Annotated in this window: 25 protein-coding genes; 22 read left to right on the forward strand and 3 right to left on the reverse strand. The window is 45.1% G+C overall.

Translation table 11 applies throughout. From position 1 onward, the window contains the following. Positions 1-42: 42 nt before the first annotated feature. Entirely contained in the window at positions 43-1,026 is a 984-nt protein-coding gene (locus ACLSSO_RS02810; protein ID WP_413943990.1) for a transporter, read from the reverse strand. 342 nt (positions 1,027-1,368) lie between these two features. Here ACLSSO_RS02810 and ACLSSO_RS02815 point away from each other — a divergent pair, with 342 nt between their 5' ends. From ACLSSO_RS02815 to ACLSSO_RS02830, 4 genes are all read left to right on the forward strand, one after another. After that, positions 1,369-3,213 (forward strand): hypothetical protein, encoded by a 1,845-nt coding sequence (locus tag ACLSSO_RS02815; protein ID WP_413943991.1) that lies wholly within the window; start codon positions 1,369-1,371, stop codon positions 3,211-3,213. Positions 3,214-3,219: 6 nt separating this feature from the next. Next, positions 3,220-4,011: a hypothetical protein gene (locus tag ACLSSO_RS02820; protein WP_295903273.1), complete on the forward strand. Its 792-nt coding sequence runs from the start codon at positions 3,220-3,222 to the stop codon at positions 4,009-4,011. 113 nt (positions 4,012-4,124) lie between these two features. Next, a complete protein-coding gene (locus ACLSSO_RS02825; RefSeq protein WP_413943992.1) occupies positions 4,125-5,051 on the forward strand; it encodes an N-acetylmuramoyl-L-alanine amidase-like domain-containing protein in 927 nt (308 codons plus the stop codon). 499 nt (positions 5,052-5,550) lie between these two features. Further along, complete coding sequence (locus tag ACLSSO_RS02830; protein WP_413943993.1) at positions 5,551-6,375, forward strand: flagellin; 825 nt, start codon at positions 5,551-5,553, stop codon at positions 6,373-6,375. A gap of 180 nt (positions 6,376-6,555) precedes the next feature. Here ACLSSO_RS02830 and ACLSSO_RS02835 read toward each other — a convergent pair whose 3' ends face one another. Next, a complete protein-coding gene (locus ACLSSO_RS02835) occupies positions 6,556-7,242 on the reverse strand; it encodes a transposase (RefSeq protein WP_413943994.1) in 687 nt (228 codons plus the stop codon). 408 nt (positions 7,243-7,650) lie between these two features. Between ACLSSO_RS02835 and ACLSSO_RS02840 the strand changes: the two genes are divergently transcribed. The 18 genes from ACLSSO_RS02840 (at position 7,651) to ACLSSO_RS02925 (ending at position 24,090) form a co-directional block, all read left to right on the forward strand. After that, entirely contained in the window at positions 7,651-8,484 is an 834-nt protein-coding gene (locus ACLSSO_RS02840; RefSeq protein WP_295903260.1) for a flagellin, read from the forward strand. A gap of 175 nt (positions 8,485-8,659) precedes the next feature. After that, positions 8,660-8,887, forward strand: coding sequence for a hypothetical protein (locus ACLSSO_RS02845; protein WP_295903259.1), 228 nt, complete (start codon positions 8,660-8,662; stop codon positions 8,885-8,887). Positions 8,888-8,944: 57 nt separating this feature from the next. Continuing rightward, entirely contained in the window at positions 8,945-9,322 is a 378-nt protein-coding gene (locus ACLSSO_RS02850) for a hypothetical protein (RefSeq protein ID WP_413943995.1), read from the forward strand. A 172-nt stretch (positions 9,323-9,494) separates the two neighbouring features. Continuing rightward, positions 9,495-10,862, forward strand: a complete 1,368-nt coding sequence (gene fliD, locus ACLSSO_RS02855; RefSeq protein WP_295903251.1) for a flagellar filament capping protein FliD — start codon at positions 9,495-9,497, stop codon at positions 10,860-10,862. A 35-nt stretch (positions 10,863-10,897) separates the two neighbouring features. Continuing rightward, positions 10,898-11,305 carry a flagellar export chaperone FliS gene (gene fliS / locus ACLSSO_RS02860; RefSeq protein ID WP_295903247.1) on the forward strand — a complete coding sequence of 136 codons (408 nt, stop codon included), beginning with the start codon at positions 10,898-10,900 and terminating at the stop codon, positions 11,303-11,305. 18 nt (positions 11,306-11,323) lie between these two features. Continuing rightward, entirely contained in the window at positions 11,324-11,749 is a 426-nt protein-coding gene (locus ACLSSO_RS02865) for a hypothetical protein (RefSeq protein WP_295903245.1), read from the forward strand. A gap of 147 nt (positions 11,750-11,896) precedes the next feature. Beyond that, complete coding sequence (locus ACLSSO_RS02870) at positions 11,897-12,961, forward strand: tetratricopeptide repeat protein (RefSeq protein WP_413943996.1); 1,065 nt, start codon at positions 11,897-11,899, stop codon at positions 12,959-12,961. Between the two features lie 3 nt (positions 12,962-12,964). Next, complete coding sequence (locus ACLSSO_RS02875; protein WP_413943997.1) at positions 12,965-13,576, forward strand: hypothetical protein; 612 nt, start codon at positions 12,965-12,967, stop codon at positions 13,574-13,576. Beyond that, positions 13,576-15,171, forward strand: coding sequence for a glycosyltransferase family 9 protein (locus ACLSSO_RS02880; RefSeq protein ID WP_413943998.1), 1,596 nt, complete (start codon positions 13,576-13,578; stop codon positions 15,169-15,171). The genes ACLSSO_RS02875 and ACLSSO_RS02880 overlap by 1 nt, the downstream gene beginning before the upstream one ends. A 56-nt stretch (positions 15,172-15,227) precedes the next feature. After that, positions 15,228-16,688 (forward strand): glycosyltransferase family 9 protein, encoded by a 1,461-nt coding sequence (locus ACLSSO_RS02885; protein ID WP_413943999.1) that lies wholly within the window; start codon positions 15,228-15,230, stop codon positions 16,686-16,688. Continuing rightward, the gene (locus ACLSSO_RS02890; protein ID WP_340590221.1) at positions 16,675-17,358 is read left to right on the forward strand and encodes a hypothetical protein; all 684 of its coding nucleotides are present in this window, start codon (positions 16,675-16,677) and stop codon (positions 17,356-17,358) included. Before ACLSSO_RS02885 ends, ACLSSO_RS02890 begins: the two co-directional genes overlap by 14 nt. Before the next feature lie 73 nt (positions 17,359-17,431). Beyond that, positions 17,432-19,315 (forward strand): ATP-binding protein, encoded by a 1,884-nt coding sequence (locus ACLSSO_RS02895; RefSeq protein WP_413944000.1) that lies wholly within the window; start codon positions 17,432-17,434, stop codon positions 19,313-19,315. Positions 19,316-19,318: 3 nt separating this feature from the next. Further along, complete coding sequence (locus ACLSSO_RS02900; RefSeq protein ID WP_413944001.1) at positions 19,319-19,672, forward strand: response regulator; 354 nt, start codon at positions 19,319-19,321, stop codon at positions 19,670-19,672. Next, the gene (rsmD, locus tag ACLSSO_RS02905) at positions 19,669-20,247 is read left to right on the forward strand and encodes a 16S rRNA (guanine(966)-N(2))-methyltransferase RsmD (protein ID WP_413944002.1); all 579 of its coding nucleotides are present in this window, start codon (positions 19,669-19,671) and stop codon (positions 20,245-20,247) included. Before ACLSSO_RS02900 ends, rsmD begins: the two co-directional genes overlap by 4 nt. Beyond that, a complete protein-coding gene (gene coaD / locus ACLSSO_RS02910) occupies positions 20,240-20,722 on the forward strand; it encodes a pantetheine-phosphate adenylyltransferase (RefSeq protein WP_295905902.1) in 483 nt (160 codons plus the stop codon). Before rsmD ends, coaD begins: the two co-directional genes overlap by 8 nt. A gap of 11 nt (positions 20,723-20,733) precedes the next feature. After that, positions 20,734-21,936 carry a pyridoxal phosphate-dependent aminotransferase gene (locus ACLSSO_RS02915; protein ID WP_295905903.1) on the forward strand — a complete coding sequence of 401 codons (1,203 nt, stop codon included), beginning with the start codon at positions 20,734-20,736 and terminating at the stop codon, positions 21,934-21,936. Then, positions 21,937-22,605, forward strand: coding sequence for a hypothetical protein (locus tag ACLSSO_RS02920; protein WP_413944003.1), 669 nt, complete (start codon positions 21,937-21,939; stop codon positions 22,603-22,605). Between the two features lie 123 nt (positions 22,606-22,728). Continuing rightward, positions 22,729-24,090 (forward strand): hypothetical protein, encoded by a 1,362-nt coding sequence (locus tag ACLSSO_RS02925; RefSeq protein ID WP_413944004.1) that lies wholly within the window; start codon positions 22,729-22,731, stop codon positions 24,088-24,090. Positions 24,091-24,194: 104 nt separating this feature from the next. On the opposite strand, the gene ACLSSO_RS02930 is transcribed toward ACLSSO_RS02925, so the two are convergent. Then, on the reverse strand, positions 24,195-25,397 hold the full coding sequence (locus ACLSSO_RS02930) for a hypothetical protein (protein WP_413944005.1): 1,203 nt from the start codon (positions 25,395-25,397) through the stop codon (positions 24,195-24,197). Between the last annotated feature and the right edge of the window lie 25 nt (positions 25,398-25,422).

The raw sequence follows: 25,422 nt of genomic DNA on the forward strand, positions 1-25,422 counted from the left end.
TTCTGTCAATAGAGCCCCCGATGGGGTGTTAATCTTTCACTGTTAGAAGCTACCAGTGACGGACGCTGAGACCCAATAAGGCATATCTAAGCGAATATCGTCCTTGTTGATGGCATCTCTCCAGAAGGACACGCCTCCTTCAAAAGCGCCATTAACGCCATAATAGGCAGGGCTTGTCAGCTTTGCCACAAACTCGGTATCCCAATTGATTTGCGGAGCATGGTAGTACTGATGGCCGTCGCCTTTGGCTGTGCCATTCCAGTTGTTATTGAGTTCGTATTTTGCATCACGACCTTGAGCGGCATCGCGCGCTTTGTAGTTTCCTGCCACACCGAATTCAAAATATTTTGCGACTTGGTATTTGCTTGAAAGAGTCGTGACAAATTCATTTCCCAAAGCCCAACCGCTTGAGTTTCTTCCGCCACGAACTGTGACTTGCCCGCGTGCTGAGTTCACCCATTTTGCTACAGGTGTGTAAGTGTATGTTGAACCCAAGATAAGATCCGGAGTTCCTGAACCCAATTGCATATTGTAAGCGGCGTTTTGTGAAGGATTGGAAGTGAAAGTTTCATCAATGCTTCCTGTTGGCAAAGTCACGCTGATATCTCCTAAGAAAAGATGTCTGTCGGCGGCGTGCAAAGCCGTCATCGCCATCAGGCGCACATCGCCAAGGCCTTCGGTATAGTCACGAGTTTTGAAATTCAAACCACCAGGAATCGGTTCGTATTTTGTTTCGACCATGTTTTTGATATGCGGAACAAAAGCTAACAACGTCCATTGTGGACTGTAAAGCCATGTCGCCGTGATCATGTTCAAATCAACTGTCGAAGCATCAAATCCATAGATGCGTGTGTTGGCGTTGTTCGTTCCTTGCAAATCGTATTTATAGTAACTGTAAGTGAGAAAATAACTTGGCGCTTTGACCGTTGTTGAAATCTGTTGAGTCGCTTGTTCTTCTTGTGCGAAGGCTGCGGGCATTGCGAGTGTGGCAAGCAAAGCACTCAAAACCAAAACCGTTTTTTTCATACGAAAGTTCTCCTGAATATTTTTCTTCAAGGTTCGATTTGAATTCTTCTATAAATTCAGTCAATCAAAATGCAGCTACAAATGTTAGAGTAAATACACTAATCCTCGAGGAGAAAATGCACTTTCCACTGTGATTCGAAGAGGTTCTCTGTGTTTTGCATTGTCTGATTTTGAAACATTAAAAATTGGATATGGGGCGGCAAGAGAAATATCCAGTTCGAAAAAAAATAGAAACACTTTGTTTGTCGAGGACTGTCTTAAATTGAGTATTTGTTAAAGAAAATCACCCAGACGTTCGATCTAATTCCTAATCGTTCATGTACTTGGGGAAAAGAGAAATCAATGTCATTGGGATCAAATAAGAAATCCACTTTTGCTATTTTCTTTTTAGGTCTTGCTTGTTCATCGGCCAGCGCGCTCACGCAGGCGGAACCTCTCCTTTTAAAATACGTAAAACCCAGCGGCAATATTACGAGTTCTCGTACAGCCACTTTCTATTTGCAAACGCTGAGAAGTGCGAGCTGCAAATACTCGACGGTGAAACAAGATTTTGCGAAGATGCCTTTTGCTTTTAAATCGACGGGCGGAACGATTCATGGTCACGGTCTTTCCGGCTTAACGCCGAAAAAGTCCTACACATATTATATCGCTTGCCAGGGCGTGAAAGACAAAGTGGTGAGTGCTGTTGAAACTGTGCAGTTCACGACAGCTGCAGAGCAGATCGTGGGAGACAAGGTTGCTGTGCCTACTCCAGATCCCGCACCGACACAAACGCCGATACCGGCGTCCATTCCTTCATTTGATCTTACAGGTTTAAGTGAACTGGGGCCGGAAGCATTTTTACCAAGCCCTGCCGGTCAATATTCAGCCGAAAGATCTTGCGCCATTTACAAATTTTACGATTCTTCACCGGCCTACAATATGTATGTCACGGAGAATTTTTCTAAGGAAGCCACAGCCAGTGCGGCGACCTGCAAAAAGTTTATTGAAAAGTATTATCTTTCGCACGAAGGCTGCGGTGTTGGCGGCATTGACAATAAATACTGGTCTGTCGTCGGTGTCTTAAAAAACACTGCCGATGGCGTTTTGAAATTCAGTACGACCGGCGGCCTCAGAAATATTTCTTTGCAACAGGGAAGCAGTGTCGTTGCTATGAGTGCAGCGAAATGCGTGACTTCCGAAGCGTATCAGAAAAGTAAAGGAACTCTTTGGAGTCAGGTCAACTCTTGTGATTATGCGAAGACGAAATTTTGCGTGAACCCTTACGTTCCATTGTTGTCGCAGTCTTCTCCGCAATTGGCGAGCTATATTGCGAAGGCGACGGGTGACAGCACAATTAAAAAAGATATGGGGTGGTGTGGGGCTGTGTCTTTAACCATGTCCACGCTGGGAGCTATTTACTCTTCTCCTGGTGAAATTTTGCAAGATCCATTTTTTTGGAAAAACAATCTGCCGTCCCCAGAAAAAGGATTGGCGATCACGGACTTGTTTGAACGAACGGCTCATTACGCAGACTTCGTTTATCAGATTGGCAATATCGCCGGAACGAATTGGGCGAAGGGCGGCACGCTGACGGATAGAGGTTTAGAGACGATCTTAAGTCGCCAAGATCCTTCTATTGGAAATTTGAACAAGGTTTCTTATGAAGGCGAGGTCCTAACTAAAAGATTTAAAGTTCTCACGGATGAATGGAGTAATGAAGCTCTGGTGAAGGGGTTGACGGTAGGCCAAAACAATAACTTTGCACGCGGCTCCGGCATTATCAGAGATTGTTACGCTCAAACAGTGAAGAAGGTAAATTCGGATGACAAGCGTGACTACTGGGAGCTTTCAAACTTTCAGTGTGAATGGAAAAGATCCGGCATGACCCACGCCTTAAGCGTGAATGGTTTAGAGGATGGCTATGTGAAGATCTATGATCCGTGGGGAAAAGTTTATAACTTACAGATTATTGAAAACGCGCAGGTGCCGACGCTGAACATGAAGGTGGCTCTAGCAATTCCGGTCGGCGGCTCCGGGTATTTCAGGGACAGCGGTATGATGGATGAGTCTTTGGAAGGATATGTTCAAAAAATGGTTACGGCCAAAGGCGCGCCCGCTCCCGTTGGCAGAAGAGCGATTAACTATTTTTACATCGCGATTTACGGATATCAAACCGGCATCGTCGGCAAGGCGAAAGACAGGTAAGAGCGAATGACAGCAATGAAAAAAGCGATGATAGTTTTGGTGTTGGTTCTTGGTATGGCTTATTTGGCTTTCAGCAAAATGAACTCCAGCGTTGATTTGGCGTCGAATGAAGAAGAAACATCTTATGCCCCGCGCACATTTGCAAATTCATCTCCGGCGAAAAATCTTCCACCTGCGGACGCAGCAAATGTGGCTAAGGTGGAGGAGTTTCACGAGATGACGGTCACAGATTCTTATTACACTCACAATGCTTATCTAAAACCATTTATGAGTGATGAAGGCGTAGCGAAATCTTTTTACAAAGCCAAAGAATTTTTTAAAGAAAGTCCCAATGCCGAACACATCGCCGTGTGGATTGCCATGGGAAATATTCTGGATTCCAATCCCGAGTACGGGGAACTTTTGGAATACTCGATAGGCAAGATCAACGAAAACTCGCGAGTGAATTTGTCTGTTTTTGAGAACGCGACGAAAACTCTGACCCCAGACGATAGTTTTATTCGGAGCCAGCTTCTTAATATCGTCAATCAAATGAATGTCACATCAGAAGACAAGGTCCGCTTTTTTGGAAAGGAAATATCCCGCCCTGCCGCGCTCGATGCGGAAGGACGGTGGAGTCCTGACTCTCTGAATATCACAACGGCGCTCGTGCTATTGAAAAATAACAACGCTGCGAAAGCGGATGTCGTCGAGTACATGAAGGAAAGCCTTCGGGTCAATCAGAGCCAAAAGATTAAAGGAAAGCTTCTCACCCGTTTTGCCACTTACTTTCCCGAAGCGATGGACGATCTCAGATAAGTCTAAAAACTGTCGCAATGTCAAAATGATACACAGTATAGGGGCCTCTTTGGCCCCTATATATGTTTTGGGCGAGCCTTCTTTTTGCTCTGGGAGTTTGTGTTGAGGTGTCTATGAAACAAACTCTTTTAGCGATGCTGATGGCCGTGAGCCTTTTGCCCGTATCAGCGCTTTCTTCCGTAGGGAGTGATGCTCCTAAGGAAGGTTTGTTTGTTCGTTCTGATGAAACCTTAGACTCTATTTACGCAAATTCCACAGCAGCCCGTATTATGTCGGCTTCAGTCACGGCGCGTGTGAAGTATTATGCGAATATCTTTTTAGCGAAAAAATCTCCTTACGTGGTTGAACCTTTGGGTGAAGGGGAGAATGGCGAGTTCAATAAAGGGCCTTTGTATCGTTTTGACGGTTTTGATTGCACGACATTCGTTGAAACCGTTTTGGCGTTGTCTCTCTCATCAACTCCCGAGCAGTTTAAGCAGACCATCAATAAAATTCGATATAAGAACGGTGAAGTTTCATATCAGACACGCAATCACTTTCCGAGTGTCGATTGGATTCCCAACAACACTCAAGCAGGATTCGTGGAAGACATCACTGGCAAAGTGGGCGGTGAAAAAACCAGGTGGTCACAAACGTGGATCGAAAAAGACAACTGGTTTCGCATGAAGGGTCCGGACTTTTTTCAACTCAGTACGGAGTTCGGTAAAGAGCTTGGGAAAATTCCTTATCTTTCCAAAGAAGATCTTCTTAACAATCGCGCCCTGGAAAATCGTATTCCCAGCGGAGCAATCTTTCATGTGGTTCGTCCTAACTGGGATCTGAAAAAAGCCATTGGCACTGAGCTCGATGTTTCGCATGAAGGTTTTCTTATCCGGGAAAATGGAGTACTTTACATGGTTCACGCCAGCAACGGTCTTCGTGATGGTGGAGAAGACTATAAAGGTGTGAAAAAAGAAGCTCTTCGTGAGTACATTTCCCGCGTGATGATGAAGTCACCGTCGATGGCGGGATTCAATATTCTCCGCATTCAAGCGCACTAACCTGTGTAACATAACCCTTTGATAAAACATCGCTTTCACGGCCTTGGTCGAGGTCGTCCTGGACCTTTGTCGTAATATTTTTTGGTCCTTAATTTCCAGTAAAATCAAGCACTAGGAAAGTTGTAATAAAAATTCCTGGACCAAGGGCCTAAAGTTTTCTGGACCATGGTCCGAAGAGTTTGCTGTTACTTGTTGGGAAATAATGTTGCGGTTCACTCCTCCAGAAAAACTCTCCCAGAGAGAGTTCCTCAAAGAAGAGACCTCCGTGGCAAAGGGTTCCTCGACGATCGAGACTTCAGTCACCTTGATCCCGAGGAGCTTTTTCCAACCTTAAATAAAAAATTAATTTGTTAGTGAGTTAGTACAAAAAAATAAATCGGATCATAGTACGTTGACGGGATTACAGAGTGTTCTGAAGGTAAGTGGTGCGACCTAGGTTCATGTCTCAATTCCATACAAAATCAGCGGAAGTGATCTCTCAATCCCTTAGGAGGTTCTCATGGGCTTAAGAATCGCTACCAATACTGCATCTATCGCAGCACAACGTGTGCTTTCGAAACAGCAAAAACGTGCGGAGCATTCAGCGCAAGCATTAGCGTCTGGTTCTCGCATCGTTAACGCCGCCGACGACGCTGCCGGTTTGGCGATCTCAGAAAACTTTAAAGGACAGTTAAAAGGTATCGCGCAAGCGCGTAACAACGCGAACAATGCGATTTCATTCTCGCAAGTGGGTGAGGGTGGTCTCAGCGAGGTATCAAATATCTTGATTCGTCTCCGCGAGCTCGGAGTACAAGCAGCCTCTGATACTGTCAGTGATACGGAGCGCGGGTTCCTCAACAACGAGGCCCAACAACTCATCCAAGAAGCGGATCGTATTGCAAAAACCACTACGTTCGGTAACACTAAACTTCTTGATGGTTCCGGTGGTAAATTAGAATTCCACGTCGGCGCCTACGGTGGAGAAGAAAATATCATCTCATTCGACTTCGATGCCGATGCGACAACAAGCTCGCTGGGTATCAGTGGAATTGCGGTGGACGACAAGGGAAGTGCTCGTGACACTCTTGAGTCGGTGGACCAAGCCATTCAAAAAGTCGGTGCGTTGCGCGCGAACTTCGGTGCGATGCAATCGCGACTTGAATCTACAGTAAGCAACCTCGACGTTTCTTACGAAAACTTGTCAGCTGCGAACTCTCGCATTCGTGATACAGACGTTGCGAAAGAAACAGCAGAGATGGCATCAGCAAGTATCTTGCAAAACACAGCGGTATCGGTTCTCGCACAAGCGAACCAATTACCAAACGTTGCAATGAAACTAGTTTAATCAAAGACATAATTTAAGAATCACCATTCGTACAAACTACGGATATCGGGTGGGGCCTGTTCTGGGATATGGCCTCATTCGAGAATGAGGGGTCGCCCACATAAACCTCTCGTGTCTTAAGCCCACCCTGGGAGCACCCGCTCCCAGGGATTTTAAAAGGTGCCTGCTTCTTTTTTCTGGCTACAGTGCGGTATCTTCAAGGGGCGAAATGCGGCTGTCTTTCTTTCGTAACTTAAAGACAGGTTTTTTCAAGGCGATACGAACTTCTTCCCAGCTTTCCTTTGGTGGCTTGTCGTTGAGCCAATTCAACGTTTCTTCCCTCACCAATAAATTTCCCCAATTCCAATCATCAAGAACCGGAATTTCAACTCGCGAATTTCCTAAAAGCGCCTGCATTGTCGAGTAGGGATATTCCTCCACCTTTTCGCAAATTCCGGCTTCAACTGGATTCCGATAAACGTATTTATAAGCGTGCAAATAATATCTCGGAGAACTTAAAAGACTTCGATGAAATCTCGATCCGTAAGTTTGATTGATACGAGAACTCAGTTGAGTGATATCGCGGCTTGTTTCACGCATGAAAAACTGCATGGCGTGACTTAAATTTCCCTCAGGAGTTTTTACAATCATGTGAAAGTGATTACTCATCAGCACAAATGAATGCACGCGGATATTGAAGGCGAGATGAGTGAAGTGCAAATGAAGACACATGATTTTCCAAACGAGTGGCATTTCAAGTGAAAACCAATCTCTATTAATACATCGAGCGGTGACGTGATACGGAAGTTCGGTGTGATTTTCAAAAATTTTTCTAGGCATATTCATCGGTGAAGCAAGACAAGGACCTTGCTCCACTAGCATTTCCATTTTCTCCACGAAACTTCGTGTCCGACTGTCGACTTTCTTTTGTTGCAGTGTAGCCAGAAAAAAGAAGCAGGCACCTTTTGTCCCTTTTGTCGGGGTGGACCTTGTTCTGGGCTGGACCTTTGTCTTGAAATTTGCTGTGCGATGGACCTGATTTCACAACCTTAGTCTAGCTTTTGCTGGATGATGGTCTAGTTTTGCAGGACGCGACTAAAGCCTTCCAAGACCTCGCCGAAAGGTATGTCACAAGCAACGACGAAACTAAGTCGAACGCTCTTGAGAAGCTCAAATGGAGTGACTGCCAGATGAGATTTCGCTTGCAGGGAGCCAAGACAAAAGTGGAGTCACCAACAAGTAACAAGTGGCATGACCTAAGTAGGTATAAGGCGTGCCCATAAATGGAGGTCCCAAATGGGAATGAGAATTTCTACTAACGTATCGGCGATCAATGCACAGAGAACTCTTGTGAATTCTCAACGTCAGATCGGTAAATCCATGGAGCAATTGTCTTCTGGATCACGTATCAACAAAGCGGCGGATGACGCTGCGGGATTGGCGATCAGTGAAAATTTGAAATCGCAAATCAGATCATTGAGCCAAGCGGGCCGCAACGCCAACGATGGTATCTCAATGGTACAAACAGCAGAGGGTGGCTTGAGTGAAATCTCTAACATCTTGACTCGTATGAGAGAATTAGGTGTTCAAGCTTCTTCTGATACTGTAGGTGATACAGAGCGCGGCTTCCTCGATAAAGAGGTTCAGCAATTGAAATCAGAAGCGCAACGTATTACGCAAACAACTAAATTCGGTACATCAAAACTTCTAGATGGTTCCGGTGATAAATTCGACTTCCAAGTCGGTATCGGAAACTCTGAAGATGCAGACAGAATTTCTTTCAACGCAGGTGAAACAAATGCGACGATCGACAGCCTTGGAATTGCAAGTTTCGACTTCACTTCTAAAGCCGGTGCGCAAGAAGCGTTGGAGATGGTGGATAAAGCGCAAACTCAAGTGAACGGTTTCCGTGCGAATCTCGGTGCCCTTCAAAACAGATTGCAATCCACAGTGGACAACTTGGGTGTGCAACATGAGAACATCTCTGCTGCGAACTCTCGTATCCGCGACACAGACGTAGCTTTGGCAAGTGCTGAATCTACACGTAACCAAGTTCTACTTGCGGCGAATACAAGCGTGTTGGCTCAAGCGAACTCAATGCCAAACTCAGCGTTGAAATTGATTGGTTAATTTGAATTTGAAATAAGAGTTTGATCTGAGAGGGCACCTCCGTTCCCTCTCGGTACCAACCTACCCAGGGGGATTCCGGTCTTCCTGGGGTACTAAGTGTGCCAACTTGCATGTAACAAGGCAGACGAAGTTTGATAAAATAATCGGTGTAAAACAACTCGCAAGAGAGGTTTATATGCCGGAGAAGATTCCGCAAAAGCAGAATTTTTTTAAAAAGATCGTTTCAAATTTAACTCACGCCACAGTCCCGCGAAAACCTCAAGTCGAGCATCCTCCCGAGAGAAATGAAGTGGAGGAGCCGAAGCGCGAAGAGGAAGAAGAACCTCAAATCACTGAGATTCTTGATAGCGAAGGACATCGTGTGCATCTCAATCGCCATCCTCGCAATCCTTGGCAGCAATAGCCCGACCAACATCCCGAAATTCAAGTTCCATTTCGAGAATTCCGATAAGTTCCTCGTATGAATATCAAAGGACTTATCTCCAACATTCTTCCGGAAACGAAGGTGCGCTCGGTAGAGAACATCGGGAAGACTATTAAGTCTGATGAGACACATGATCGCGATGCGAATGGACAGGAAACTTACAATGGCAATCAAGGTGAACACCGTGAGCCGATGTCCGATGAGCAACTCGAAAAAGCGATGGAACATCTGCGCAATTTACCCGCGATGAAGGAGCACAAGTGGACGGTGCATCTTGAAGTTGAAGAGAGCGGAAAGTTCGTGATCGTGAAAGACAATCTTGGCGCAGTCATTCGCCGCATTCCTGAATTGGAATTGTGGACTCTTCCCTCTGACAACTCTCCAAGAGGACAGTTGCTCAAGCGTTCTGCTTAAATTTATTAGTAATCCAAGCATTTGCTTCCTAGATCGACGTCTAGAGAAATGCCCTTCTGTCAAAATCCCTGTGGCTTAAAATGTATTTGAGACCTGAAAGCCGCTCTCCTGGCCCTTCTGAGAGACATTTAATTGACTCACGATTGGTGAATCATTTTGACACAATGAATTCATGGCAGGATTTCGTATCACAGGCATGGCCTCTGGGCTCCCACCGAATATCGTCGATCAGCTGATGGATGCTGAGCGTATTCCTGTGAAACAAATGGAAGCCAAGAAGACTCAGCAAGAAGACAAGCTGAAACTTGTGGGTGAGTTAGAGACTAAGGTGAATGACATCACCAAAAATCTCTCAGAGCTGACTTCGACAAAAGGATTCATCGATAAGAAATTCTTAAGCGGTGATCCGAACGTGATTGATGGACAAGTGGACCCGCAAACGGCGGTGCCTGGAGATTACTCTTTGGAAGTTGTGCAATTGGCGCAAAAACCCGGAGCGATCTCGAATGGATTTCCGGATAAGAACGAAACGCAAATTGGTGTGGGTTACATCAAGTTTGATACTCCCGAGGGCGTAAAGGAAGTTTACATCAACGGTTCGAACTCAACATTGGAGGGCGTTGCGAAACAAATCAATGCTGCCAATGTCGGGTTGACGGCTCAGGTATTGGAAGACCGTAAGGATGCAGAAAATCCTTTTAAGATTATGATCTCGGGTCTTTCAACAGGAAATGACAACCAGGTCACGTTTCCAAAGATTTATCTTTTGGACGGGGATCAGGACATGTACTTCGAACAATCGCGTGAAGCTAAGAACGCGAAAGTGAAAGTGAACGGATTTGAAATTGAGCTTCCGGATAATAAAGCGACGGACATCATTCCGGGAGTGACGCTGGATTTAAAAGCGGCGGCACCGGGTCGCGAGATCCGTATGAGCGTGAAAGAAAATCTGGAAGTGATCAGCGGCAAAGTGAAAAGCTTTGTCGATGCCTACAACGCGGCTTTGGAATTCATTCAAAAGCAGAGCAAGTTGCAGGGCAGTGACGGAAAGAATCCGCGCTTGGGTCCTTTGGGCGGCGACGGAATGCTTCGCTCAGTGGAGAACAGTCTTCGTCGCGTGATTTTAAATCCGCAGATGGGTGTGGAAACTCCGATCCGTCGTATTGGTGAATTGGGAATTGAGTTTAACAGAAACGGTACTTTGAACTTTAGCCAAGACAAGTTCAACAAAGTATTGAACACAAATCCCGCAGGTGTAGCGGCCTTCTTCCGTGGAGACGGTTTTAACACAGGGTTTGTTTCTACTTTGAAAAGAGAGATTGGCAACTTGGTGAACGGACAATTCGGAACGATCTCGAATCGTAAGAAAGGTCTGCAAGACAGAATCAATCAGGCGAACACGCGGATTGAGACGAAAGAGCGCCAACTCGAAAGAAAAGAAGACAGCTTGCGCAAGAAATTCGCGGACCTTGAACAGAAGATGTCCGACATGAATGCGCAGCAGGCGCGTGTGGCGGCGATGGCCTCCAAAGCGGGATAAGTGATTTGATTTTTTTAAGGATGTAGTGAGGGACTATGAACAAAAATGCTTATCAGAAATATAAGACCACCTCGGTGCAGAGTGCGAGCCGGGAAAAGATTCTTTTGATGCTCTATGAAGGAGCCATCAAGTTCACGAAGCTGGCGATTAAAGCGGCTGAGGAAAAAAAGATCGCGGATCGCGGTATGAATATCGGTCGCGCTTTCGACATCATCATGGAGTTGAACAATACTCTCGATCACAAAGTGGGCGGGGACGTGGCGGTTCAGCTTGAACAGCTTTATATGTTCATGATGGAGCAATACACGAAAGCGAATATTTCTGGAGACCCGGAACCATTGAAGGCCAATCTGAAGCTGCTTCAGACGCTTTATGATGGATGGGTTCAAGCGGTTGAAAAGTTAAAAAAAGAAACAGACGGTTCTGGGCAAAAAGCAGGCTGATTTACCACGGAGGGGAACATGACGAGAATTATCACCTTGTTGAACGAAAAAAATCATTACCTCGAAAAATTCTACTCTCTGAATGAAGTAGAATTGGCGAATTTTGCCCAAGGGCAATTCGACAACCTCGAGCATTTTTATCAAACGCGCGAAAGAATTTTGGACGTGTTGAAGTACGTCGACGCGCAAATTGAAAAAGCTCATGGGGAAATCGCGCAAGGGGGCACGATTCAGGAGTCTGAACGCCGTGAAGTGAAAGAAGCTTTGGCGATCAAGGATGAATACGTGGCGCGCATTATTGAGCAAGACATTCAAGTGTTGTCCTGCATTGAGATGGCGAAAAATTCCATCATCAAGGAATTGCAGGAAGTGCGTCGCGGTCGTCAAGCGGTTGGTGGTTACAAAAGCAAGACCTTCAATCAACGCTTGAACGAAGAGGTCTAGGAAAAATTTTCCTGACAAAATCATGACGGCGAGTTCGGCAAAAGAGTCAAACTGACGGGCTGAACTTGCCTCAGATTCAATAAAACACAAAAAGACCCATTGGCATCTGTGTTGCTCCTACAGAAAATTCGAGGGAGACAAATTCAGATGTTGGAAAATCAGATCGTTCAAAAGTCCAGTGATATTTCTGGAATCAATTCAAATGCCGAAGCTCATAGTATTGAAGCTCAAAATGAAGTGAGCGGCAGAATTTATTTTGATCCGCAACAAGCTATCGCCGAATTCGAGGCGGAATCTCAACCCGAAAAAGAAGTCTCTGTTACTGATGCTCGTGTAGCTACATTCATTAAGAATGCCCGCGTGCTTATGAAGCACAAAGAAATTCCATTGGCGATGAATCTTCTTCGTCAAGCGAGCAACTTTGATTCGCGCAATCCTGTGACATTGGATTTATTGGCAACGTGCTTAGAGCGCTCTTCTCGCGTTCAAGAAGCATTGATCGCGCGCAAAACTTTGATTGAAGTCGATTATGGTTTTGAAAGTCTTTATAAATACGCAACGTCTTTATATAAGCTCGGCCGCGACCAAGAAGCTTTGGACAAATACTATGAAGCTTTGGCTGTGATCACGGAAGAAAATGACCAGCTTTTCGAAGTTTATAAGAACATGGGAAATATCTTTGTTCGGCAGGGTGATTTTGATGGCGCTGAAGAGTACTACAATAAAGCTTACACAATGAATTCGCAATCCGACGTGCTTCTCGTGAACTTCGGCACTTTGGAGGTTCAACGCAATGATTTCGACAAGTCTCTTTTCTGTTTCCGTAAAGCTGTTGAGATCAATTCGAATAATGACAAAGCATGGGTAGGACTTGCCATGGTTCACAATCAGTTTGGTGATAATGAACTAGCGTGGGCGAATATCGAAACGGCAATTGATATCAATCCGCAAAATAGAACAGCGGTGCACTTGGCGGCAAACTGGGGATTGCGTGATGGAAAAATTCAAAAAGCCATCGAGGCATTGCAAGCTTATCTGGCGTCAGTTGAAGAAGACGAAGATATGTCTTTGGTGTTAATCAATCTGTTCTGTACGGCGGGACAAGTCGATAAAGCTCTTCTTGAAATGGAAAGAGTTCTTTTGTGGAATCCAAATCACACTGAAGTTCGTAATCTCAAAAAGAAAATCCTTCAATCACAAAAGGCTGCTTAATTTATGTCGATGATCACTTTTTCTGAAAATCATGAATCGTCTTTAATTGCTTTTGAAGCAGGGCAATCTTTGGCTTCTTTGCGTGATCCGCGCGGAGAAGGATTGAAATGGGTTTACTCTTTGGGAGTCGTTCCGACTTCCAACGTTGTTGTGGTGGGATTAGGTTCTGGATTTCATATTGCCGCTTTGGCTGATGTAGATCCAAATCTTAAAATCACAGTCGTGGAGTCCAGAGAATCCTTGCTTCCTGTTTTCCGTTCGCAATTTCCGGAACTTTCCGACCGTGTTGAAGTCGTCATTGTGCAACAAGGACAAGATATCTTTAAAACAGATCTTTTCCAGGAAGTATTAGAACAAAGATCTTACGTTCTTTCATTCCGTGAATGCTGGGGAGAGCAAGTGAACTTCTTCTCGGAAATTTTCGCTCACCTTACGGGACGTACGACAGAGTCGGTCAAATACCACTTTGAAGAGTTCGGTATCAATATGAAGGCTTTGTATCTTCAGCAGAACAAAATGCTTTCTATTAAAGATGTTTTGCCTGTCGTAGAAGCGTCGGTGATGCCAGAAAATAAAAAACAAATTTTCCGCGTTCTCGGGGAATTGGTGAAATAATGAAAATTCTTGCCGTCTCATTGCTAAGATTGGGTGATATTATTCAGCAGGTTCCTTTACTAAAGGGCCTTCGTGAAAAAAATCCGCAAGCGGAAATTCATCTATTGCTCAATCGTCAATTTGCCAATGTCGAGCGTATCTTGGAAGGCGTCGTAGATAAGTACATCTTCTTTGACCGTGAGGCTTTGCAAAAAGGAATGGGAGAGGCTTCTTACAATATTCTGTGGTCTTACACGCAAGTGGAAAACTTGGTGCAGGGACTGAATCAAGAAGCTTACGACACGGCGATCAACCTCACTCACAATAAGCTGAGTGCTTATCTGATCGGTGCTTTGAATATCGCCGATAAACGCGGCCTTTACCAAGAGGACGGACGCTTTAAAGGACTTTCAAATCGTTGGATTCGTTATTTCAACGATCGTTTTTCGGGAAATCAAAAGTCTTTATTTCATTACGTTGAACTTTTAGGAAATGCTTTTGATATTCCGGTGGGTCCTGCTTCAGCCTTAATTTCTCAAGGCTCCGGCACTGCAACCCGCCGATCCAAATTGGTTCTTCTGCAATGCCTTACCAGTGACAAGAAAAAGAACTGGGGCTTAGAAAAGTTTTTCCAGCTCAAACGCACAATCGAAATTTCATTGGTGGATTATGAGGTTCTGGTTTTAGGAGCTTCATTTGAAAGAGATTCTTTGCTGAAAGTTTTCTCTGAAAAAGATCTTTTGATCTGTGATCTTTTTGAAGCACGCAAACATTTGCAAAATGCGGCGTTGCTTGTCACCGGCGACACAAGCATCAAACACATGGCGGCGCAAGCGGGGACTCCGATTGTAGAAATCGCTATTGGTAGCAGTGATCCAACAAAAACGGCGGCCTATTCAACACAGTCTGTTGTTCTAAAGACAGCGGCGCCATGCGCTCCTTGCAATCACTCACAGGATTGTTCACAAAGCAGTCATATCTGTGCTGATGACGTCACTGTTGAACAAGTCTTCGGGGCTGTTTGGGATCAGTTGAGCGGTGAAAAAATCGCTGAACGCAATTTGCATCATCAAATGGAAAGAGCAGTATGGAGTCTTTTCTTAGATAAAAACAACAGCGCGGTGGAGCCGTTTTACGGCGGAGCTGCAGCAAATCTTCTAGAAAAAGTGTCAATCAACTCTTTGCGGGAAAACTCGGCAGTTTGGAACGCAAAGACGTCGTTGTACCGTTCATGGTTAGCAAAAGCCACAGCGGCTTTGCCAGCTCGTGAAGTTTTGGCAACACACAGGACCTTTCAGTCCTCAGACATTGCCGAAATGATTCTTTGTGCCCAAGATATTCTCAAATCTAAAATGGACGACGCTGGTTACTTCCAAGCTTTTGTGGAAGCCTTGCTCTCTCGTTTTAGTCAACCGGTGCAAATCTATGACCGTGTTCATGCAGCTTTGCAAGAGGTTGAAGAGTTACTAACGATTCGTGAAAATTTCACTCATCATTTGCAAACACTCTCCACGGAAGGAGCTTACTATGCAAAAGGAATTGGACAATTACCTATCAGTGGCTTTGAAGAGGCTGGAAAAAGCGTACAACGAAATCTTGAAGACGCAGAGCTATAATCAAGAAGCCGAGAGAGTGCAGCTTTTAAAAGAACTCGTAAAGGAACAAGTGAAGAATGAAAATTCTAGTAATACAACTCGCTAGACTTGGCGATATTTACATGACTTGGCCTGCGTTGCGCGCTCTTCGCCGCACGCATCCGAATGCAGAGATTCATTTCCTGACACGTCCTCGTTTTGAAGGCGCTGTCGAAGGGTTGACGGCTATTGACTGTCATAAGTCGTTGCCGGTGAGCACGATCTTAGCGCCTCTTGTGCAAGAAGACGCTGATATCGATACGTCTTTAGAAAGATTAAATGGTGTTATCGAAGATCTGCGTGCAGAAAACTATGATCACATCATTAATTTTACTTTTTCTCCGGTATCAAGTTATCTGACTCACGCGATCAGTCACCTTCACACGACAGTGACAGGATATTCTCGCTACAACGACGGCACTTTGTGTTTGTCCGATGAAGTGAGTTCTTATTTTTATGCTCAAGTCGGAATTGGTAAAGCCAACCGCGTGCATTTGTCGGATGTCTTTGCTTCGATGTTAGATCTGCAATACACCGAAGAAGATTGGGCGGCGCCTCAGCTTGGCAATACGGCGATCTCTTTGCCGGATTGTTATATGGCGGTGCATGTCGGTGCCAGTGAAAAGCACAAGTCTTTAACTCCGCAAGCCTGGGGACGTGCGCTTAATTATTTTGCAAAACGCTATCAAGGTTTGCCGGTAGTTTTGATTGGTGCTCCTAACGAAATCGCATTGGCAAATGAAATTCAAAATGCAGCTCCGGATGCACACTTCGTCAATCTTGTGGGGCAAACGAAAATTTCTGAACTCTTCTCTGTGATCCAAGAGGCAGAAATTCTAGTTGGTTGTGATAGTGCTCCGATTCACATGGCTTCATTGACGGATACTCCGACGTTCAATTTGAGTATCGGAAATGTGAATTTCTGGGAAACGGGACCGAAAGCCACGCTCGGTTTTATCTATCGTATTGAAGACGAAGCCACGTTGGTTCCTGAGCGTCTGGGCGAAATCTTGGCGATGTTGCTAGAAGGCCAAGTGGCTCCCGAACTTATCAATCGTAAAGGGGGTCTTGTCAGCTATGAAAGACCAGACACGGTTCTTGAGCGTTTTCAGTGGGATTTGGTGCAGGCTCTTTATTTGGGCGGTGCTTATCCCATGGCAGAAAGAATGGAAATTATTCAAGGAGCAATCCAGCTTCAGGACATCAATGCCTTTGCGATGGAGCAAATAGCGCTGGTTCCTGAGAAAGGTTTGCAAATTATTGGGCCTTTATTGGATCGTGCGGAAGAAGTTATTCAAAATATTAGCCAGATGGTGCCTGAATTGAGTCCTCTTATTAGCTGGTATCAAGCGGAGAAGGTCCGCATTGGCCCAGGAACTTTAGAGGAAATCTGTACCGCTGCTTTGAATGTTCATGATCGTTGGGCTCGCCACTTGGAAGCCTACATTCCTCACGAAGCTCTTATGCAGGAAGAAGAGGGTGTCGATGGAACGCTTTAAAGTTTCAGGTCAGGAACTTCGCAATTTTTATAAAGAGAACGTAGCATTGGGCCGTGTGTTCAGTGATATCGAACAGGATTTGCGTTCAACAAACCAAGTGGTGTGTCGTTACGTCATCAATGGTTTGGAAATCGCCGAATCCGACGAAGCTCGTTTTTCGACCGTGACTTTGGCGGAAATTGAAACGCTGGAATACCTTACGGAAAACAGCCGTGACATCACAGCCATTGTTTTAAAAGGTTGGATCGAAGCATTGCCGGAGCTGATTGAAAGCACCGAACATTTGGCGCAAAGAATGCGTGCTCAAGGCTTGAGCGGTCTTTTAAAACCGATTCACGATCTTGTACAAAACTGTGAGTTCCTTATCGACAGCACAATGACGATCAAGGCCACCATGGGCGATCAATTCTTGGTCGCTAGTCCAGTGAACTGGTTCAAGGCCGAAGAAGAGAGTAAGAAAACTGTGACTGAGGCTTTGCGCGCCTTGGAAAATAAGGATTTTGTTCTTTTAGCGGATGTCCTAGAGTATGATTTGAACAATGTTCTGCAAATGTGGTTAGATCATTTGCGGGTGTTGGAGAAGTCACTTCATGGGGAATACGCAGGGTCTCATATCGATTCCGAACAAACTGGATCCCATTCTATGGGTCGGAAACGTATCGCCAATTAGACTTCCGCATTTCTTCCCGTTTCAAAAGCGGGAAGTGGAGATTATTTTTAGGGCCTCGTGCGAAGAGGCCCTTTTGCTTTTAAAAACCAAAAAGTTTTCCTCGATCTTAGTCCAGGATATTGGTGCTGGTGAAGGTCTGGAGTTTTTAGTCCAAGCTCGTTTGTATCAACCTATGGCTCCTCGAATTTTAATTGCCGCCGATCTCACCGAACAAGAAGTGCGTGAAGGCATCAATAAAGCGCAAGTATTTCGATTTATGCGCTGGCCTCTGAGCGAAAGAGAAGTATGGACACAGCTTGAAAATGCTTTGCAAAAGCATTCCACGTACTTGTCTCGTTCATTGCTCTTAAGAGAATCTTCTTATCAAAACAAACAGCTCGAAGCTTTGACCAACTCTCTTGAGGGCATGGTGGAAGAGCGCACTCAGTACATCGAAATGTCTCACCGTGAAGAAAGTGAAAAGCTCAATCGCGAAAGACAGCTCATTCGTTTTATTAAAGATCTTGCAACACAGACGTCCTTTGAAGACATCTTAGGAATTTTAAGAAAAGAGCTGCGCAAATTTCATAAAATGGGTGATCCGATCCTGGCGTACCGCTTGGGTGGTGGAAAAACTTTCTTTTTGAGTTTTCAGTTGGGTCATTTTACGCAAACCGAAACGATGACTCATTTCGAGTTTCCGAAAACAGCGCAGGTTCCCAGTGCGGAACTTGTTAGATATTTTGCCAATCACTTTGGTCGTCCGTTTATCAAAGCGTATGTTGTTCCGATGGAGCTTCGTCTGACCAGTCACTTTGTGGGTGGTGAAGGTGAAGCCATTTTGTGTGTTGAAAACTCTCTTTCAGATAAAGAGATGGGGCCATTTGTTGATTTTATGGCAGACCGTATGCGTCCGCTCAGCATGGCTTTGGACCGCGTGCTTTTAGAAAATCAGCTTTCAAGTTTCTCTTATCGTTGGGAAAAAACCTTCGATGGGATGCGCGATCCTATTGCGATCGTCGACGTGGAATACAACGTCGTGCGCGCGAACCGCAAATTCACGGATAAGTTTTTGCAACATAAGTGTTACGAAAGTTTTGCGCATAAAAAATCAGCTTGCGAGGGATGCCCGGTGCCGCAAGCATTGAAAGACGGTCGCCCGCAGGCAGGGCAAATTCAAGTCGACGGACGGGTATATCAAGTGCACAGCTATCCGGTTTTGCTGGATCACGGCAGTCGTCCGACAAATGTTGTGAATCAGTATGTGGATATCACGCAGTCTCGCGAGCTTTATCTGCAAATGCTTCAAAGTGAAAAAATGGGCGCCATCGGTATGCTTGCGGGAAATATCGCCCACGAATTGAATAATCCTCTGACGGGCCTTCGCTCTTTGACACAAGTTCTTTTGCAGGAGTCTCCGAAAGAGGGAAATCTGCACGCCGATCTTTTAGAGATTGAAAAAGCCACGGCACGTTCGCAGAGAATTATTAAAAATCTCCTCGATTTTTCGAAAGGCGAAGATCAGCCGTCAGAATATATCAGCGTTGATGAAGTCATCGAAAGAACTTTGCCGATGTTGAAGTCGGCTTTGCGTCTGCATCGTTTGGAAGTCGATTTAGAAACTTTAGGCAGCAGTGTCTTCGTTGAGCCGCATCTATTACAACAGGTTGTATTTAATCTGATTAACAACGCTTGTCAGGCAATGAAAGACCCAGGTCGTTTGCGTGTCGTGACAAAAGCGGAATCAGGAAAAGTTTTGATTGAGATTGAAGACACAGGGCCGGGCATTCCGCTTGAGATTCAACGACGCATCTTTGAACCTTTCTTTACGACAAAAAAAGAAGGACACGGGACAGGTCTTGGGTTAAGTATGTCTAAGTCCATCATTGAAAAATTCGGGGGCACCATCCAGTTTCGTAACGTGGAACCTCATGGCAGTTGTTTCACCATCGTGCTCCCACAAAAGCGTCCGGAGTAAGTTTTGAAAATTCTGATCGTTGATGATGAAGCTCTAGTTCGTCGCTCTTTAAGTCGTGCTTTAAAAAGCAAAGGCTATGATGTGATGGAAGCTGTGAATGGCACGGAAGGTTTGCAGTCCTGGAAAACATGGCATCCGGATTTGGTTTTTCTTGATGTTTTGATGCCGGGTCTAACGGGACCTGAAGTGCTCAAAGAAATCGGTGCTACAGGAAACGCGAAAGTGATTTTGATGTCAGCGTTTTCTGGAGAGCACAATATGCAAACGGCTCAGCAGATGGGAGCCAACCTTTTTGTGCCGAAACCTTTTGAAGATATATTCGCCATCGTAAAAATGGCTGAGGAATTGTTAACATGAGAATTATCGCGGGCAAGTATCGTGGACATCAGTTGGTGGCGTTTAAGGCGGATCACATTCGCCCGACCACAGACCGCGTGAAAGAAACGTTGTTTAATAAAATTCAGTTTCATATCGAAGGAGCCAAAGTCGTCGATCTTTTTTGTGGCACAGGCAACTTAGGGATCGAAGCCCTTTCCAGGGATGCCACTTTTTGCACTTTCGTGGAAAAAAATCCGAAGTCGTTGACGATCACTCGTCAGAATTTGGAGAAGCTCAAGGTTCCCGGTGATCAGTATAAAATTATTAATATGGATGTGATTGCGTATTTGAAATCCTACAAGGGAGAACCCTTTGACGTGATTTTAGCGGATCCTCCATTCACTGAAAAAATGGCTCACGCCGTAATGGAAACTGCTAGTCAAAGCGAAGGTTTTGGTGCGCATACAATTATGGCAATTGAGTCAGAAAAAAAAGAACGCATGGAAGAGCGTTATGGTGCTTTGGTTCGTTATAGCCAAAAGGACTACGGGGACAAGTATTTGAATTTGTTCTGCCATGAAAGCGCTTTAGAGGAAGGCGAAAGCAATGAGTAAAATCGCGGTTTATCCTGGAAGTTTTGATCCGATCACGATGGGACACGTTGATATCATCAACCGCATTGCTCGTCAGTACGATCAAGTGATTGTTCTTGTGGCGCAGTCTTCGCAAAAGCAATCCATGTTCACGGCCGAAGAACGCAAAGCTTTGATTGAAAAATCTTTATCGCATTTAAAGAATGTAAAGGTCGATATTTTTGGTGGACTCACTGTAGAGTATATGAAAAAAGCGAACTCACAGGTCATCGTCAGAGGCCTTCGTGCCGTGGTTGATTTTGAATACGAAATGACGATGGCGAACATGAACAGAAAAATCGCGCCGGAAATTGAAACGCTGTTGGTTTTTGCAAGCCCCGAGTACTACTACATTTCATCTCGTGGGGTGAAAGAGCTGGCGATTAACGGCGGTGCTTTAAAAGATTTGGTTCCTGAATGTGTGATCGAGGCATTAGAAAAGAAGATTAAAAAATAAAGGAGTGAGAGTTGATTCAGCTTTCAAAAAGAGCCCAAAATTTGAAGACCTCTCCAACATTGTTCCTGGTCGCCAAAGCTCGTGAGCTGGCTTCACAAGGACATGACGTGATCTCCCTCACAGTCGGCGAGCCTGACTGGCCGACATTCAAAGCTCCTTCGGATGCGGGTATTGAAGCGATTCAAAAAGGGATCACAAAATACACTCCTGCCAATGGCACGATCGAACTTCGCAAAGCCATTTCTGAAAAAATTAAAACTGAGTTGGGATTTGATTATACTCCCAAAGAAATCACGGTCGCGTCAGGTGCGAAGTATATTATCTTCGCTGCTTTGCAGATGCTTTGCTCGCCTGGGGATGAAGTGATTGTCGCGACTCCTTACTGGGTGAGTTACCCGACAATGATTGAGCTTGCTGATGGAGTGCCTCACATTGTGGAGTGTGGTGAAGAGGAAAATTTCAAAATCACCCCGGCCTTACTGGAAAAAGCCATCAACTCAAAAACAAAAGCATTTTTATTCTGCTCCCCAAGCAATCCAACGGGACTTCAATATTCCGCTGAAGAATTAAAAGCTCTGGCGGAAGTTTTAAGAAGACATCCGCAGGTTGCAATTATTTCTGATGATATTTACAACCGTTTGGTTTTTGATGGTACTAAAGTAGCTCCGCATATTTTGCAGGTGGCACCTGACTTGCGTGATCGCACCGTTTTGGTGAACGGCGGATCTAAAGCCTACTCGATGACAGGATGGCGCATTGGTTGGGCTGCGGGACCTGAAAGATTGATTACGGCGATGGCTGATTATCAAAGTCAGTCAACAGGATCTCCTTCAAGCATTTCGCAACATGCTTTATTGGCAGGTCTTAAAGTCAGTGAATCGGACATTTCCGAAGTCGTGCATAAATTGATCGCGCGAAAAGAATCTGGAATGAAAGAACTTTCTTCGGTGTCGCACTTCAAAGTCGCGGAACCGCAAGGGGCTTTTTATTTTTGGGTGGATATTCGCTCTTGCCTGGGCAAAACATACAAAGACCGTTTGATCCGCACTTCGAAAGACTTCTGCGATATCTTGCTTGAAACTTTCTATGTGGCGACAGTTCCAGGTGCAGAGTGTGGCACCGAAGGATTTATGCGTTTAAGTTTCGCCGTTTCAGAAGAAACAATGAAACGGGCCATTGTGAGAATGAAAGACTTTGTCGGGCAGCTAGTTTAGATGAAAAAAAAGAACCTTTATTTTTTACTGATTGTGATCGCTGTAGGAATTTTATTTCTGATTTTGGGCGATGATGATTTTCAAGAAAAATGGGTTCCTCAATCCTTTCGCAAAAGTGTTTCAAAAAATATTGCGATCACCGAAGGCACAGTTTCCCAAGTTCAAGGTGGATCTTCTGAGGGAAATGAAGTCGCGAATATTTCTAAAGTCAGCGCTGCCTTCATTCAGTGGTTTGAAAACGAAGCTCGCGACATGGAAAAGTCTTCTGCAGATCCGAGGGGCAAAGAGGCACAGCTTAAAGAGGCCGTTCAAAAGATGGAACCTTTTGAGGTGCAGTATCTGAAAGAAAAATCCTTAAATATGAACCAATCCGCGAATAATCGTATTCTCGCGGTGTATTTAATGACTTTGGCTCCTGAAGTGACGTCGGGGGCTTTGAGCGAAATCGCGCAAGCTCCCTTGGCAATGCAAGGGGAACACCCGGTGCATTCTCCGGAAGAGACTTTGGCGGCTCAAGAGAAGTCTTTGCGTCGTATGGCGATCGATTCTTTGATTGAGCAGGCCCGCAAGGATGAAGTCCGCCGTGAGCAAGTAAAGAACGTCATCAGTCAAATTACAGACCGCTCTTTGCGCGAATATGCCGAAAGAAGCTTTGCCAAGCTCAAATAAGTAATAGCTGAGATTAAGAAGATTTATAATAATTTTGTACTGCTGCATTATTAGTCTTTTTTCGTGATCTTTTGAATCTTTTGAATAAGATCCCCTGCAAGTTTTCATAACAGAGGGGAAATTATGAAAAGACTTGTTTTGCTATTAAGCTTTATCGTGGGCTTTACAGGTTCCACGGCTCTTGCAGCGGACTGCGTTTCTAAAGCAGAAATGACAGAGATCGCTTCTCACTTCACACAATTCAGAGACCTTGCAAGAAAAGATTTCTGTTTTGACGGTTCACAAACTTCGAACTTGATTGCCACAATCATGTTCATGAGAAAAACGGCTTTCGAAGCCGACATGCCAAAAAGTTCGGATGAACTTTTCTCAGGCCGTTTCTCACAAAGCTGGTACAACTACTTCATCGGTCGCATCGATGATCTTGATGTGCAAAGCAGCTGTCCAAAAGGTGTAGGCGCTTACGTTTACGGTTTTGGTAACACAATGTACATCTGTCCAATGATGTTGACGGATGCATTCTCGGCTTTGGATCGCGCAAGTGTGTTCATGCATGAGGCTCGTCACATTGACGGTTATCCTCATACAACATGCTCTCGCGGCGCTCGCAAAGGTTTGCAAGGCGCTTGTGACGTGCGTATTTCTGACGGTGGCTCTTATGCCGTGACTGTGGAAACTTACGCTCAGCTTGCAAAATACGCGACAGATCTTCATCCGGCGTTGAAAGCTTACTCTTTGGCTTCTGCTGTGACTTATGCGGATGAAGCGTTTGAAACTCCGGCACGTGTAGATCGTCAAGATGAACTTCTTTTGATGAGCAATACAAAAGGTTTCTTCTCTTTGGATGTAACAAAGAGCAACCGTGTAGAAACTTTGGGTGACACTCCAGCTTTGGGTCACATTGTTTCTCGTGCTCAGCACTTGATCTTGTTCCCTGAAGATAAAAATCTTCCGGCGGAATACCTCTTCACGAAAAATGAAGGCAAGATTTCTCAAGCGGCAGGGGAAGCTGCGATTGAGTACAACTCACAAACTCCGGCACAAAGAGCAGAGCTTGTGGACTTGCATATTGGTGCTCAATGGATGGCGAAGGTTTACGCTGATAAAGTGAAGTTCACATGCGATCCGCGCGCGGCGACTGTGAATGAGCTTCCAATGAACGGTGCAAAGGCCGTTGGTATTTTGTACGTGAATGGTTACGACCGTACGTCTCGTTTGAATTACTTGATGGCGGATGATGGCAACGTGTACGAATTCGGTTGCACAGAGTCTTTCAGACCGTTCTTACGCGCTTCTTCTATGAAGCTTGATAAGAACTTCAAACGCATCCACAAAGTGGGCAATATCGTTGTGGGTTTGACTTACGACGGTCACTTGTTCCAAATCGATGGAACTAAAACAATTGCGATCCAAACGGCGATCGACGGCCAAATCTATGAAATTGCGCCTCGTCAGTCTTACGGATTCTTTAATTCTGCGAACTAATTAAGTTTGCACGGCCCACACAAGGCTGAGGGCTTAAGGCCCGGAACAATAAAAAAAGGCGAACTCAGTGTTCGCCTTTTTTATTTTTAAATTGGATCTTCTGCTTAGAACAGATTTCTGAAGAACGCGAAGATGCGGGCGAAGAAGCCTTCCTCTTTAAGCGGAGTGGCTTTTTCCACCGAGCTTGGCGAACGGTCATCAGCACATTGATATTGAATATCGATCGTGCGACCTGCTGGAACTGGTGTATCGAATACCAAGTTCATACCTTCAATACGAGATTGCACAGGACCGATCGTCGGTGTGATCGTCACAGTGAGGTTTCCGTTATAAGGAGCACACTCCAACGGAACGGAACTCAAAGAATCTTGGATACGGTCAAAGAACAAATTCATATTCGCAGAATAGTCGGAGTCACAGATACTTCCGATACCACCGCCTGTCAGGTTTGAAAGTTCGGCGTACTTAAATCCGTAATGGCTCTTGTAGCCGCCACTGTCCTGAGCCGCCTTACAAGAAGTATCGCCCGGTTTCACAATGATAGAATTTACAGTGAAGCGGCGAGTGGCCCCGAAGGTGTCTTTCACGTAGTTCGCAAATACATCCGGTTTGTCTTCGTTTTCAAGAGATTTAAGTTCGCCTGAATAAACCTGTTGAGAAGCATCACCACCGATACTTCTTTCGTCTTCGTCCGAGATAATAATGTAGGCAATTGCAGAGTCTGGACGATAGCAACCGCTGTTGGGATTGTAGCGAAGGTCGCCATTGTAAACGTGACGGTAAGCTGCTTTGATCGCGCGTTCATCATCAGAACCGATCCAGCCTGCGTTGATGTAGTTGATCGTGTTTGTAAAGATCGTTGAAAGATTCGCAGTCCCTTTTTTAAGAACAATTCCTAAACTTGAAGACGGGGTAGAGGATTGTTGCCAATAAATCGATGCACCCCACGCGGAGGTCGTTGTGGTAATGGGAAGTTCACGAGTCACCGTCGCACACATTTGCCAATCAATATTTGAATTCTGAAGCTTCGTCACAAACCCGGCAAGGTTCGCTGCTAATTTCTGGTTATCAGGCAACATCGAGTTGGAGTCATCAACCACAAGAACGATATCAAGCTTGTTGTTTGTCGCCGTCACCGTATTGTTGTAGTGAACATCGCGCAAACTTGTCGGTGGAGTAGTTGTGGGTGTCGGAGTGGGGCTTGAGTTCGGATCGACTTTGACGTCTTCTTCTGATGATGCTGAAAACTTCACAGGCCCGCAAGCAGACAACAACAACACCATCGCCAATACTGATGCACGGAACATACACACTCCCCTTTCATGCAGGATA

The organism is Bdellovibrio sp. HCB-162 (assembly GCF_047344985.1).
Classification (GTDB): Bacteria; Bdellovibrionota; Bdellovibrionia; order Bdellovibrionales; family Bdellovibrionaceae; genus Bdellovibrio.